This is a genomic window from Saccharothrix saharensis (assembly GCF_006716745.1).
In the GTDB taxonomy this organism is placed as follows: Bacteria; Actinomycetota; Actinomycetes; order Mycobacteriales; family Pseudonocardiaceae; genus Actinosynnema; species Actinosynnema saharense.
Genome location: NZ_VFPP01000001.1, coordinates 6,569,439 through 6,583,199, shown reverse-complemented (window position 1 = coordinate 6,583,199; position 13,761 = coordinate 6,569,439). Strand labels below are relative to the sequence as shown.

10 protein-coding genes are annotated in these 13,761 nt (G+C 72.0%); 2 read left to right on the top strand and 8 right to left on the bottom strand.

Annotation, left to right across the window (positions count from 1 at the left end):
- Window positions 1-29: 29 nt before the first annotated feature.
- Both tesB and pyk read right to left on the bottom strand, forming a co-directional pair.
- Window positions 30-953, bottom strand: coding sequence for an acyl-CoA thioesterase II (gene tesB / locus FHX81_RS30055; protein WP_425473853.1), 924 nt, complete (start codon window positions 951-953; stop codon window positions 30-32).
- 8 nt (window positions 954-961) lie between these two features.
- On the bottom strand, window positions 962-2,386 hold the full coding sequence (gene pyk / locus FHX81_RS30050; protein ID WP_141981570.1) for a pyruvate kinase: 1,425 nt from the start codon (window positions 2,384-2,386) through the stop codon (window positions 962-964).
- 82 nt (window positions 2,387-2,468) lie between these two features.
- Between pyk and FHX81_RS30045 the strand changes: the two genes are divergently transcribed.
- Window positions 2,469-2,816: a VanZ family protein gene (locus FHX81_RS30045; RefSeq protein ID WP_141981569.1), complete on the top strand. Its 348-nt coding sequence runs from the start codon at window positions 2,469-2,471 to the stop codon at window positions 2,814-2,816.
- On the opposite strand, the gene FHX81_RS30040 is transcribed toward FHX81_RS30045, so the two are convergent.
- A complete protein-coding gene (locus FHX81_RS30040; protein WP_141984210.1) occupies window positions 2,791-3,447 on the bottom strand; it encodes a DUF2461 domain-containing protein in 657 nt (218 codons plus the stop codon). The genes FHX81_RS30045 and FHX81_RS30040 overlap by 26 nt on opposite strands.
- A 93-nt stretch (window positions 3,448-3,540) precedes the next feature.
- On the opposite strand from FHX81_RS30040, the gene FHX81_RS30035 reads away from it, so the two are divergent.
- The gene (locus FHX81_RS30035; protein WP_141981567.1) at window positions 3,541-5,493 is read left to right on the top strand and encodes a helicase-associated domain-containing protein; all 1,953 of its coding nucleotides are present in this window, start codon (window positions 3,541-3,543) and stop codon (window positions 5,491-5,493) included.
- A 45-nt stretch (window positions 5,494-5,538) separates the two neighbouring features.
- Here FHX81_RS30035 and FHX81_RS30030 read toward each other — a convergent pair whose 3' ends face one another.
- The 5 genes from FHX81_RS30030 to gltB all read right to left on the bottom strand — a co-directional run bounded on the left by FHX81_RS30030 (window position 5,539) and on the right by gltB (window position 13,510).
- Window positions 5,539-5,904 carry a carboxypeptidase-like regulatory domain-containing protein gene (locus FHX81_RS30030; RefSeq protein ID WP_170232221.1) on the bottom strand — a complete coding sequence of 122 codons (366 nt, stop codon included), beginning with the start codon at window positions 5,902-5,904 and terminating at the stop codon, window positions 5,539-5,541.
- A gap of 82 nt (window positions 5,905-5,986) precedes the next feature.
- Complete coding sequence (locus FHX81_RS30025; protein WP_141981563.1) at window positions 5,987-6,916, bottom strand: trypsin-like serine protease; 930 nt, start codon at window positions 6,914-6,916, stop codon at window positions 5,987-5,989.
- A 195-nt stretch (window positions 6,917-7,111) separates the two neighbouring features.
- A complete protein-coding gene (locus tag FHX81_RS30020; RefSeq protein WP_141981561.1) occupies window positions 7,112-7,279 on the bottom strand; it encodes a DUF397 domain-containing protein in 168 nt (55 codons plus the stop codon).
- Between the two features lie 194 nt (window positions 7,280-7,473).
- Entirely contained in the window at window positions 7,474-8,979 is a 1,506-nt protein-coding gene (locus FHX81_RS30015) for a glutamate synthase subunit beta (RefSeq protein WP_141981559.1), read from the bottom strand.
- A complete protein-coding gene (gene gltB / locus FHX81_RS30010) occupies window positions 8,972-13,510 on the bottom strand; it encodes a glutamate synthase large subunit (protein ID WP_141981557.1) in 4,539 nt (1,512 codons plus the stop codon). Before gltB ends, FHX81_RS30015 begins: the two co-directional genes overlap by 8 nt.
- Window positions 13,511-13,761 lie beyond the last annotated feature (251 nt).

The following is a 13,761-nucleotide window of genomic DNA, read 5'->3' as shown; positions in this document are numbered from 1 at the left end:
TCTATTGGCTGCGTAGCGTAGCCGGTCGACTACAGAACTCGGAGCAGACCCTCCTGGACCACGGTAGCGACCAGTTGGCCGTCGTGGCTGTAGAAGCGGCCCGTGGCCAGGCCGCGCGCGCCCGAGGCGGACGGTGAGGCGCAGTCGTAGAGGAACCAGTCGTCCGCGCGGAAGCGGCGGTGGAACCACATGGCGTGGTCCAGGCTCGCGCCCAGGACCTTGTCCGTGCCCCAGTACACGCCGTGGCGCACCAGCACCGAGTCGAGCAGGGTCATGTCCGACGCGTAAGCCAGCACGCACACGTGCAGCAGGTCGTCGTCCGGCAGCTTGCCGTCCGCCCTCATCCACACCTGGCTGCGCGCCTCACCCGGCCCGTCCTCGCGCGCCCGCCACGGCGGCTCGGTCACGTACCGGATGTCGATCGGCCGCGGCAGGCGGGCCATGCCCACCTTCTCCAGGTAGCCTGCGGCGGCTTCGGCGTAGGTCGGCAGCGAGTCCGGCGCCGGCACGGACGGCATCGGTTCCTGGTGGTCCAGGCCCGGCTCGTCCAACTGGAACGACGCCGACAGGGTGAAGATCGCCTTGCCGTGCTGCACGGCGACCACGCGCCGGGTAGTGAAGGACCGTCCGTCCCGGACGCGGTCCACCTCGTACACGATCGGCACGCTCGGGTCGCCGCCGCGGATGAAGTACGAGTGCAGCGAGTGGACCCGGCGCTCGGGCGGCACGGTGCGCCCGGCGGCCACCAGCGCCTGGCCGGCGACCTGCCCGCCGAATACCCGCACGGGCGATTCGGCGGGTGACACGCCGCGGAAGATGTTCTCCTCGATGCGCTCCAGGTCGAGCAGCGCCACGAGGCGGTCGAGCACGGGCTGCCCGTGGGGCACGCCGTCGGCGTCCAGGGGAACGTCCGAGAACTCGGCGGTCGCCGCGGCACGGGCAGCCTCGGTCACGTCATCTCCTAAGCGTGGTCGTCCTCCCCCAGGCGGTGCACCCGGATGAGGTTCGTCGAGCCGATGGTGCCGGGCGGGGAGCCCGCCACCACCACGACGAGGTCGCCGGGCTGGTACCGGCCGATGTCGATCATCGACAGGTCGACCTGGCGGACCATCTCGTCCGTCGAGTCCACCTTAGGCACCAGGAACGTCTCGGTGCCCCAGGTGAGAGAAAGCTGACTGCGCACGCTGGGCTCCGGCGTGAACGCCAGCAGCGGCAGCGGGGTGTGCAGGCGGGCCAGCCGCCGCACGGTGTCACCGGACTGGGTGAACGCGACGAGCGCCTTGGCGTTCAGCCGCTCGCCGATGTCGCGCGCCGCGTACGAGATCACGCCGCGCTTGGTGCGCGGGACGTGGGTCAGCGGCGGGACCACGGTGGACTCGGTCTCGACGGCCACGATGATGCGGCTCATGGTCTTGACCGACTCGATGGCGTAGCGGCCGACCGAGGTCTCGCCGGAGAGCATCAGCGCGTCGGCGCCGTCGAGCACGGCGTTGGCGACGTCCGAGGTCTCGGCGCGGGTCGGGCGGGAGTTCGTGATCATCGAGTCGAGCATCTGGGTCGCCACGATGACGGGCTTGGCGTTCTCGCGGGCGATCTGGATGGCCCGCTTCTGCACCAGCGGCACGTGCTCCAGCGGCAGCTCGACGCCCAGGTCGCCGCGGGCGACCATGACGCCGTCGAAGGCGAGCACGATCGCCTCGAGGTTGTCGACCGCCTCGGGCTTCTCGATCTTGGCGATCACCGGCTTGCGGCCGTGGCCCACGCGGTCCATGACCTGGTGGACCAGGTCGATGTCGGCGGGCGAGCGCACGAACGACAGGGCGATGAAGTCCACGCCCAGGTTGAGGGCGAACTCCAGGTCCTCGATGTCCTTCTCGGACAGCGCGGGCACGGACACGTCCATGCCGGGCAGCGAGAGGCCCTTGTTGTTGCTGACGGGGCCGCCCTCGGTGACCTCGCAGACCACGTCCGGCCCGTCGACCTCGATGACGGTCAGGCCGACCTTGCCGTCGTCCACCAGCAGCCGGTCGCCCGCCTTGGCGTCCTGCGCCAGCTGCTTGTAGGTGGTGGAGACCCGGTCGTGGGTGCCCTCGACGTCCTCGACCGTCACCCGGACGACGTCACCGGTGCGCCACTCGACGGGGCCGTGGGCGAACCGGCCGAGCCGGATCTTCGGTCCCTGGAGGTCGGCGAGGATGCCGACCGCGCGGCCCGACGCATCGGCCGCGTTGCGGACGAGGTCGTAGACCTGCTTGTGGTCGGCATGGCTGCCGTGGCTGAAGTTCATCCGGGCAACGTCCATACCGGCCGCCACCAGCTCGTTGACCTTGTCCTCGGTCGCGGTGGCAGGACCCATCGTACAGACGATCTTCGCGCGTCGACTCACGTCTAGTCAGAGTAGTCCCTGTCACTGGACCGATCAGGATGTACCGGGAAGTAATCTCCGCGAAACAGGCAGAATCTGCCCCGTGGGCCCCAGAATCCTTCCGTTCGTGGTCGCGGTGTCGCTCAGCGTCATCGTGCTGTTCACCCCTGCTTCAGGTGTGCCCACGGCACCGCCCGGCACGGACAAGGTGGTGCACTTCGTGCTGTTCGCCCTGCTCATGGGCACCGGGCGCTACGCGCGGCTGCCATCCGGACCACTGGCCGTCGGCTTGTCGGGTTACGCCGCGGTCTCGGAAGTGTTGCAGTGGCTCATCACCGCGCTGCACCGCGGCGGGGACGTCCTGGACGCCCTGGTGGACGTGGCCGGCGTCGCGTTCGGCTACCTCGTCACGCGGCGCCTCGCGGTCAGCGGCGGAAGCCGACCTCGGTGAGGCCGATGTGGTCGGCGCACCAGTCCACCAGCGGCGTCACCTGCCGCCAGGCCTCGCGGACGCGGTCCAGGCAGCCCGGCTCGTGCAGCACGTCGTCGGGCGGCCAGACCTTCGCCACGTAGACGCGCTTGTGCTTGAGCAGCTCGATCCGCGGGTGCTCGGGGTCGAAGCCGCGCGGGGCGCGCTTGAGCTTGTCGCCGCGCAACTCCCAGCCGGCCCGGTCGAGCTTCGCGAGCAGCTTCTCCAGCGCACGACCCCGCACGTCGTCCGCGACCGACTCGCGGTAGCGGGCGAGCTGGTCGGAGGCCATGGCGAACGACCCGCCGGCCACGAACAGGCCTTCGGTGCCGATCTGCACGTAGTGCGCGCCGCCGCCGCGGCCGAGTTCGACCACGCCGCCGCAGTGGTCTTTGTAGGGCGTCTTGTCCTTGCTGAACCGCACGTCGCGATAGGGCCGAAAGACCTTTCCTTTCCCGAACGCGGGCTCCATCGCGGCCAGCAACGCCTCCATGGGCGCACGCACATCGCGCTGGTAGACGTGCTTGTTGTCCTCCCAGTACGCCTTGGAGTTGTCCGCGACGAGCCCGTCGTAGAAGTCGATGGCGTGTTCGCCGAAGCCGGTGAATTCCACGAGGCACAGCTTACGTTCGTCCATTCGTGGCTCATTCGAACGCTCTATCGCAACGCATCACCGCGCGGTCACGTTCTGTGCATAATCGGCCGGGTGGGTAGGAAAACGGCGCTGGCCGGATGGCTGCGCGAGCTCGACGCCGGCCAGATCCGGGACCTCCTGGCGCTGCGCAAGGACGCCGCCGACCGCCGACCCCCCTCGTTGCGGGCGCTGGCGGACGAGCTGACCACGACGGCGTCGGTGCGGGCCGCGGTCGACGGGCTCGACCAGGGGTGCCGGGACGTGCTGGACACCGCGCTGCGGCTGGGCGACGAGGCCGGTGTGGAGGCGTTGGCGGAACGGTTGCGCTGCAACGGGAAGGCCTCGCGGGCGGAGCTGAAGCGGGCGCTGGGCGCGTTGCGGGCCAGGGCACTGGTGTGGCCGGCGGCGGGTCGGCTGGTCTGCTCGCCGGGGTTGCGCCCGCTGGAGGACGAGCCGCCGCGCCGCATCACGCCCGCGCCGCGCACGCCCCGCCGCGTGCCGCAGGACCGCGGTTTCGCCGACCGGGCCGCGATCACCCCCGCCACGTCCACTGTGGACGGCGTCACGCGCCTGGTCGACCTGTGCGACGTGGAGCTGGTGGCGTGCCGCGGTGTGGTGGGGTTGCGGGAGCTGCGGCGGCTCGCGGCCCTGCTGCGGGCGGACGAGGGCCGGGCGCGGCTGTGGGTCGGGTTGGCCGTGGAGGCACGGCTGCTCGCGGTGGACGACGGCAGGCTGGTGCCGACGGTCCGGTCGGACGCGTGGCGCGCCGAGTCGCCCGCGGACCGGCTGGCGTCGTTGGCCCTGGCGTGGCCGCGGCTGACGTGGACGCCGGGCAGGCAGCGGCCGGCGTCGGCGGAGGTGTCCTCGGCGGACTCGGGCGACCGGACCCGGCGCGGGTTGCTGGAGCGGTACGCGCGGTTGGGCGCGGACGAGGCGTACGAGCACCGGCACGAGGTGGTCGCCGAGCTGGTGTGGGCGTTGCCCGCCGCGCACGGGCGCGCGGCGACCGAGGCGGCGTTGGTGGAGGCCGAGTCGGTGGGGTTGGTGGCGCTGGGCGCGGCGACGGCGCTGGGCCGCGCGGTGCTGGCGGGCGGGGTGGCGGAGGTGGCGGCCCGGTTCGTGCCGCCCACCGCGACGACCGCCCACCTGCGGCCCGACCTGACCGCGGTGGTGGGCGGGTTGCCGTCGCGGGAGCTGAGCGCGGTGCTGGACCTGGCCGCGGACGGCACGGCGGGCGGCTGGCGGTTCAGCGGCGCCAGCGTGCGGCGGGCGTTGGACGCGGGGCACGAGCCGGACGCGCTGCTGGCTCGGTTGGTGTCGGTGGCCGAGCACGGCGTGCCGCCGACGCTGGCGCACCTGGTGCGGGAGGTGGCGCGGCAGCACGGCCGGATCACGGTGACGCCGGTGGCGTGCTGCGTGCGGGCGGAGGACCCCGCGCTGGTGGGCGAGATCGCCGCGCACCCGGCGTTGGCGCAGTTGGCGTTGCAGCCGCTGGGTCCGACGGTGCTGGCTTCGGCGAAGCCCGCCGCGGAGACGCTGGCGCTGTTGCGCGCGGCCGGTTACGCGCCGACGACGTCGACCGCGGACGGCACGGCGGTGGTGGAGCGGGTGCCGCGGCGTCGCGTCGAGCCGCCGCCGGTGCGCGGTGCGACCGGTGGGTGGCGTGCGCCGCTGACCGAGCAGGAGCTGGCGAAGCTGGCGGCGGCGCTGGTGGAGCGGGAGCGGCCGAGGCCGAAGTTCGTGCTGCCGCCCGCGGAGTCGCAGCGGATGGGGGCGGTGCGGCTGCTGCGGGACCAGTCGCTGGTGCTGCGCGACTCGGAGGTCGTGCTGCTGGCGGAGGCGCTGGTGAGCCGCACGTCGGTGGAGATCGCGGTGGCCAGCGGCCCGCGGACCACGGTGAAGCACGTCATCACGCCCGTGGACCACGCCGCGGGCAACCTCAAGGCCAACTGCGCCCCGCGCGGCGAGCACCGCGAGTTCCCGGTCAGCCGCATCCGCTCGGTGCGCGCGGTGACCGGCGTGTGACGGCGTGGCCCGCACCCGGGTCCTCGGGTCCGGGCCACGCGGGCGTCAGGGCAGGCGGAGGTCGAGTTGTTCGACCCCGCCCACGGCAGCGGTCACTTCGGCCGGTGTGCCGGCGCGGTCGTCCTTGGTGGCGGTGAACTCGTACCGGCCCGCGGCCAGGTGCCACGCGTAACGGCCGTCCGGTCCGGACAGCACCGCCAGTTCCGGCACCGGGTGCGCCGGGTCGTCGAGCGACTTCGGCTGCACCAGCGCACCGGTCACGGGTCGCCCGGCGGAGTCCGTCACCACGCCGGTGACGGTGGCCTGCGCGGTGACGGGTGGCGGGGTGCCGGCGTCGGACGTCGGGCTCTCCCCGCCGCACGCGCCGAGCGCCAGCACGCCGATCAGCAGCGCGAGGTGTGCGCGTCTCACGATCCGCTCCTCTCGGTCACCGCTGGGACGGAACGGGCGGCGTTCGGGGTTGCCGCACCCCGGCGACCCTCACCGGATCGGGTCAGCGCCAGCCGATGACCAGGTTGAACCGGCTCTCGGTGATGCGCGGCCCGCTGTTGTGGCCGTTGGAGCCGACGCCGTAGGCGTGGAACGCGAGCGAGCACCGGCCCGAGCAGCCCGACGAGCCGGAGGCCCGCACGGTGTGCACGGAGCTGCCGCTGTTGCCGCCCACGGTGTCGTTGTCGTAGTAGAGCCGCAGCGACCCGCTCTCCCGCACCTGGTCGGTGTGGGTCCACTGCTGCTGGGCCTTGTCGCCGGGGTAGCCCTGGATCGTGGTGGAGGTGCCGTTGAGCGACGCCGTGGTCCAGTACGCGCCGTACCAGCCGGTGGTGTTGCCGACCGAGCAGTTCAGCGTCGCGCCGCCGTAGTCGGCGTCGGCGCTGCCGTCGGTCGTCCAGCCGGTGTTGGACCGCAGGGTCGCCGCGGTGCAGGAGCCGTACGGGTAGGTGGTGCCGTTCGCGCCGGGGTAGAACTTGAGCTGGCCGGTGTACCAGCCGCTGGTCTGGTTGTAGACGCAGTGGCCGGCGGTCAGCACGAGGCTCGCGCCGAACATCCAGCCGGTGCAGTGCTGCCGCTCGACGCCGTCGACGGTGCGGGTGATGAGCACGGTGGCGCCGGCCGGGAAGCTCGTGGTCGGGTTGACCCGCACCCGGTTGTCCGCGCCGATGATCGACTGGATGCCGACGTCGCCGGTGGGCGTGGCGTAGCCCCGGATGCGGTGGCCGGCCGGCACGCGCTGCGCGCCGTACGCGGTCACGTCGGCGGGCACGCCGGTGCCCTCGTACGCGGAGACGCCCCGCAGCCCGCTGTGCCGGGCCGCCGTCACCCCCGCCTCGGTGTCGCTGGAGCCCAGCTCCACGCCCTCGGGCGTGCTCGCGGACGCCGTCGAGACCAATCCGACGGTGGCCAGCAATGCGCCGGCGAACGCCATTCCAACCCGTGTCGAAAATCTTGGTACGATCACGGGGATCCCCTCAAGCGGAAACGGTTGTCGTCCGCTTGAGTCCGCCCGGAACCCCGGATCGATACAAAACGGGTAAAACTTCCCCCGCCCGCCGGCTCAAATGGGCACAACGGCCCTCCGCACACCACCCGATGCCCATGCCATGCGCTACGGGGACGAATATCAGCCGCGACCCGGTGCCTTCACCAACTGGTCGAACGCCACCGGGCTCACCCGCAGCACGTCACCGTGCGGCACCTTGCTGTCCCGCACCGCCACCGACTCCGCCGTGCGCCACACCTCGACGCAGTTGTTGCCCTCTTCGCCGCTGTAACTCGACTTACGGAACACCGCCGCCTCCTAGCTGTAGTCGGCGGGGATCTTGCGCAGGAACCGGCGGGTCTCCTGGAAGCCCAGCGCCGCACCGCTCAACCTGGCCCACTCGGTGTACGCGAAATCCAGCGGCCCGGCGAGGCCCGGCAGAGGCCGCCCCGACGTCGTTGTCGGGGCGGCCGGGTATCCAGCGAAACGGCGGTCTGAAGGGGTTACACGACGGCCAGCGGGAGCATGTTGGGGATGACCGGGGACGGCAGGTCGGACGAGCCGGTCAGGAAGCGGTCCACCGCGTTGGCCACCGAACGGCCCTCCGCGATGGCCCACACGACCAGCGACGCGCCGCGGTGCGCGTCACCGCAGACGAACACGCCGGGCGACCGGGTCTGCCAGTCCGAGCCGCACGAGATCGTGCCGCGCGTGGTGAGCTCGATGCCGAGCCCGTCGAGCAGCGGCATGTGCTCGACGCCCTCGAAGCCGATGGCCAGCAGCACCAGGTCCGCCGGCAGCACCTCGACCTCCTCCGACGTCGGCACGACCTGGCGGCGGCCGGAGGCGTCCTTCTCCACCCGCACCTTGCGCAGCCGGATCTGCCGCACGTGCCCGTCCTCGTCGCCGATGAACTCCTCCACCGCGACCGCGAACTTCCGCTCCCCCGCCTCCTCGTGCGCGGGGTAGGTGCGCAGGATCCACGGCCACGTCGGCCACGGCGAGCGCGCGTCGTCCCGGTTGGACGGCGGCATCGGGTACTGGTCGAGCTGGAGCACCGATGCCGCGCCCTGCCGGGACGCCGTGCCATAGCAGTCCGCGCCGGTGTCGCCGCCGCCGATGATCACGACGTGCTTGCCCGCGGCGTCGATCGCGGCCGGCCCGTCGCCCTCGCAGGCCCGGTTCGCCGGCACGAGGTGCTCCATGGCCAGGTGGATGCCCCGCAGGGAACGCCCCGGCGTGGTCGTGTCGTCACGGCCGCGCAGCGCGCCGACCGCGAGCACCACCGCGTCGAACTCCGACCGCAGCTCCTCCACGGTCAGGTCCACGCCGACCTCGCAGCCGGTGACGAACTTCGTGCCCTCCTTGCGGAGCTGCGCGAGCCGCCGGTCGAGGACCTTCTTCTCCATCTTGAACTCGGGGATGCCGTAGCGGAGCAGCCCGCCGAGCCGGTCGTCCCGCTCGAACACGGTGACCTCGTGGCCCGCCCGGGTGAGCTGCTGGGCCGCCGCGAGCCCCGCCGGACCGGACCCGACGACCGCGACCCTGCGACCCGACGACACCTGCGACTGCGCGGGCTTGACCAACCCCTGGTCCCAGGACACGTCGGCGATGGCCTGCTCGACCCGCTTGATCGCGACCGGGCCGCCCGCGTCGTGGCTGATCGACAGCACGCACGCCGCCTCGCACGGCGCGGGGCACAGCCGGCCGGTGAACTCGGGGAAGTTGTTCGTCGCGTGCAGCCGGTCCGCCGCGGACTCCCAGTCGCCCCGGCGCACCAGGTCGTTCCACTCGGGGATCAGGTTGCCCAGCGGGCACCCGGCCGCCCCGGAGTGGCAGAACGGGATGCCGCAGTCCATGCAGCGCGTCGCCTGCGTGCGCACCTCGGCGTCCCGCTGCTCGGCGGGGACGTCGAGGTACACCTCGTTCCAGTCGCCGAGCCGCTCGGCGGCGGGCCGCTTCTTCGGCTCGGAGCGGGAGTGCTTGAGGAAACCGTACGGGTCAGCCACGGGAGGCCTCCATGATCGCCTGGTCGACGTCCCTGCCTTCCGCGCGGGCGAGCCTCATCGCTTCGAGCACGCGCTGGTAGTCACCGGGCATGACCTTGGTGAACGACGCGGAACGCCGGGGCCAGTCGCCGAGCAGCGACGCGGCCACCGCCGAACCGGTGAGCTGGTGGTGGCGTTCCACCACTTCGCGCAGCCAGCGCAGGTCCTCCGCGCCGGGCCGCTGGAGCTCGACCATCGCGGTGTTGACCGCGGCCGGGTCGAGGTCGAGCACGTAGGCGATGCCGCCGGACATGCCCGCGGCCAGGTTGCGGCCGGTCGGGCCGAGCACCACGGCCCGGCCGCCGGTCATGTACTCGAACGCGTGGTCGCCCACGCCCTCGGCGACGGCCAGCGCGCCCGAGTTGCGCACGCAGAACCGCTCGCCGACGCGTCCGCGCAGGAAGATCTCGCCGGCCGTGGCGCCGTAGCCGATCACGTTGCCCGCGATGACCTGCCGCTCGGCCGCGAACGGCGCGTCCGGGTGCGGCCGGACGACGATCCGGCCGCCGGACAGGCCCTTGCCGACGTAGTCGTTGGCGTCGCCGATCATCTCCAGCGTGACGCCGCGCGGGATGAACGCGCCCAGCGACTGGCCCGCCGAGCCGGTGAACGTCACGTGGATCGTGTCGTCGGGCAGGCCGTCGCCGCCGAACCGGCGGGTGACCTCCGCGCCGAGCAGCGTGCCGACGGTGCGGTTGACGTTGCGCAGCGGCAGTTCCAGCCGCACCGGGCGGGCGTCGTTGAGCGCCGCGTCGGCGAGCTGGAGCAGCGTGCGGTCCAGCGCCTGCGCCAGGCCGTGGTCCTGCTCGCGGACCTTGCGCTTGGCCGTGCGGTACGGCGTCTCGGGCACCTCGAACACCGGCGACAGGTCCAGTCCGGCCGCCTTCCAGTGCTCGATCGCCTCGTCGGTCTTGAGCAGCTCGGCGTGGCCCACGGCCTCGTCGATCGTGCGGAAACCCAGTGACGCCAGCAGTTCCCGCACTTCCTCGGCCACGAAGTGGAAGAAGTTGACCACGTGGTCGGCCTGGCCGGTGAACCGCTTGCGCAGCTCCGGGTTCTGCGTGGCGATGCCGACCGGGCAGGTGTCGAGGTGGCAGACCCGCATCATCACGCAGCCCTCGACGATCAGCGGCGCGGTCGCGAAGCCGAACTCCTCCGCGCCGAGCAGTGCGGCCACCACCACGTCGCGGCCGGTGCGCATCGCGCCGTCGACCTGCACCGTGATCCGGTCGCGCAGACCGTTGAGCAGCAACGTCTGCTGGGTCTCGGCCAGCCCGATCTCCCACGGCGTGCCCGCGTGCTTGAGCGAGTTCAGCGGCGACGCGCCGGTGCCGCCGTCGTGGCCCGAGATCAGCACCACGTCCGCGTGCGCCTTCGCCACGCCCGCCGCGACCGTGCCGACGCCGACCTCGCTGACCAGCTTCACGTGCACGCGGGCCTGCTCGTTGGCGTTCTTCAGGTCGTGGATCAGCTGCGCCAGGTCCTCGATCGAGTAGATGTCGTGGTGCGGCGGCGGGGAGATCAGGCCGACGCCCGGCGTGGAGTGCCGGGTCCGCGCGATCCACGGGTACACCTTGTAGGCGGGCAGCTGGCCGCCCTCGCCGGGCTTCGCGCCCTGCGCCATCTTGATCTGGATGTCGGTGGCGTTGACCAGGTACTCGCTGGTGACGCCGAACCGGCCGGACGCGACCTGCTTGACCGCGCTGCGCCGCTCCGGGTCGTACAGGCGCTCCGGGTCCTCGCCGCCCTCGCCGCTGTTGGACCGGCCGCCGAGCCGGTTCATCGCGATGGCCAGCGTCTCGTGCGCCTCCGCCGAGATCGACCCGTACGACATGGCGCCGGTGTTGAACCGCTTGACGATCGCGGAGACCGGCTCGACCTCGTCGATCGGGATCGGGGTGCGGCCCTCGGCGGCGAACGAGAACAGCCCGCGCAACGTGCCGCCCTCGCGGGACAGCCGCTCCACCTCTTCGGTGTAGCGCCGGTACACGTCCTGCTTGCCGGTCTTCGTGGCGTGCTGGAGCAGGAACACCGTCTCCGGCGTGAACAGGTGCAGCTCGCCCTCGCGGCGGTAGGCGTACTCGCCGCCCACCTCGAGCCGGCGGTGAGCCCGGTCGGTCGGGTTGTCCGGGTGCGCGCGGCGGTGGCGCTGCGCGACCTCCTCGGCCAGCACGTCCAGGTCCGCGCCGCCCAGCTTCGACACCGTGCCGGTGAAGTACTCGTCCAGCAGGTCCTTCGACAGGCCGACGGCCTCGAACACCTGCGCCGCCGTGTACGCGCCGACGGTCGAGACGCCCATCTTCGACATGATCTTCAACGTGCCCTTGACCAGCGCGGTCACGTAGTTCCGCACGGCCTTGCGCGGCTCGATGCCGGTCACCGCGCCGGTGCTGATCATGTCTTCGATCGTCTCGAACGCCAGGTACGGGTTCACCGCGGCCGCGCCGTAGCCCAGCAGCGCGGCGATGTGGTGCACCTCGCGGGCGTCACCGGTCTCCACCACCAGCGCCACGCGCAGCCGCTCCTTGGTGCGCACCAGGTGGTGGTGCACCGCGGAGACCAGCAGCAGCGACGGGATCGGCGCCATCCGGTGGTCGGAGTCCCGGTCGGACAGCACGAGCGTGCGGGCGCCGTTCGCGATCGCCTCGGACGCCTCCCGGCGCACCCGCTCGACCGCCGCCGCCAGCGCCGCGCCGCCACCATCCACTTCGTACAGTCCGGAGAGGACGGTGCAGGCGAAGCCGGGCAGGTCGCCGTCGTCGTTGATGTGGATGAGCTTGGCCAGCTCGTCGTTGTCGATCACCGGGTAGGTCAGCTTGATGTGCCGGCAGCTGACCGGGCCCGGCTCGAGCAGGTTCTGCTCCGGCCCCATCACCCGGGACACGCTGGTGACGATCTCCTCGCGGATCGCGTCCAGCGGCGGGTTGGTGACCTGGGCGAAGTTCTGCACGAAGTAGTCGTAGAGCAGCCGGGAGCGCTGCGAGAGCGCCGCCACGGGCGTGTCGGTGCCCATGGAGCCCAGCGGTTCCGCGCCGTTGGTCGACATCGGGGCGAGCAGGACCCGGAGCTCCTCCTCGGTGTAGCCGAACGTGAGCTGGCGGCGCACGACGGACTCGTGGCTCTGCACCACGTGCTCGCGGTCGGCCAGGTCGGCCAGCTCCAGCAGACCGGCGTGCAGCCACTCGTCGTAGGGCAGCTCGTCGGCCAGCTTCGACTTCACCTCGTCGTCCTCGACGAGGCGACCCTCGACCGTGTCGACCAGGAACATCTTCCCGGGCTGCAACCGGCCCTTGGCGACCACCTGGTCCGCCGGCACGTCCAGCACACCGGTCTCCGAGGCCAGCACCACGCGGCCGTCGGCCGTCTGCCACCAGCGGGCCGGGCGCAGGCCGTTGCGGTCGAGCACCGCGCCGACCAGCGAGCCGTCGGTGAACGTGACGCAGGCCGGTCCGTCCCACGGCTCCATCAGGCTCGCGTGGAACTCGTAGAACGCGCGGCGCTTCGGGTCCATCGAGGTGTGGTTCTCCCACGCCTCGGGGATCATCATCAGCACCGCGTGCGGCAGGCTCCGGCCGCCCAGGTGCAGCAGCTCCAGCACCTCGTCGAAGCTCGCCGAGTCCGAGCCCTCCGGGTGGCAGATCGGGAACAGCCTGCTCAGGTCGCCCGGGATGAGGTCGGAGGCCAGCAGCGCCTCGCGGGCCCGCATCCGGTTGCGGTTGCCCCGGACCGTGTTGATCTCACCGTTGTGGGCGACGTACCGGAACGGGTGCGCCAGCGGCCACGACGGGAACGTGTTGGTGGAGAAGCGGGAGTGGACCAGGGCGATCGCGCTGGCCAGCCGCTCGTCGCGCAGGTCGGGGAAGAACGCGGGCAGCTGGCCCGTGGTCAGCATGCCCTTGTAGACGATCGTCCGCGACGACAGCGACGGGAAGTACGTGCCGACGTCGGCCGCCGCGCTCTCGTGCTCGACCCGCTTGCGCAGGGCGAACGTGAGGCGGTCCAGCTCGACGTCGCGCGGGCCGGTCTCACCGCGGACGAGCAGCATCGCGAAGTGCGGCATCACCGACCGGGCGGTCGGGCCGACGCCGGCGTGGTCGGCGGCCGTGGGCACGTCGCGCCAGCCCAGGACCTCCAGACCTTCCTCGGCGGCGATGCGCTCGACCAGCGCCACGGCCTTCGCGCGCTGCTCCCCGTCTGCGGGGAGGAACGCGATGCCCGCCGCGTACGCGCCCGCCTCCGGCAGCTCGAAGTCCAGCACCTCGCGGAGGAACGCGTCCGGCAGTTGCAGCAGGATCCCGGCACCGTCGCCGCTGGTCGGCTCGGCGCCCGCGGCGCCGCGGTGCTCCAGGTTGGCCAGCGCGGTGAGCGCGTCGACGACGATGTCGTGCGAGCGCCGGCCCTTGATGTCGGCGACCATCGCCACACCGCAAGCGTCACGTTCCGCGGCGGGGTCGTAGAGCCCCTGCGGGGACGGGATGGCGGAGAAGATCACTGCGCAGACCTCCTTCGTCGTCCTTGGTGAAAGAACGAGTCCTCGTGTCCAGGTCCTGGAATCCGGGTGCTGGGCACGGGACGACGATGGCCCGCGTGTTGACGAGACTTTAACAGTCGCGAAACGGATCCACACCATCCTTCGGGTGATCTTCGTCGGCGACGGGTAACGATTCGACCGGGTCGAGCGATACGTCGGCCGGCTTGTTACGCGTTGTTAAGCATAACGGAGCCATGCCCTCCGCGCGCGCC

Bases quoted from the DNA above. Each gene is read 5' to 3' on its own strand.
- FHX81_RS30025 (WP_141981563.1), bottom strand. From the start codon at position 6,916: ATGGCGTTCGCCGGCGCATTGCTGGCCACCGTCGGATTGGTCTCGACG.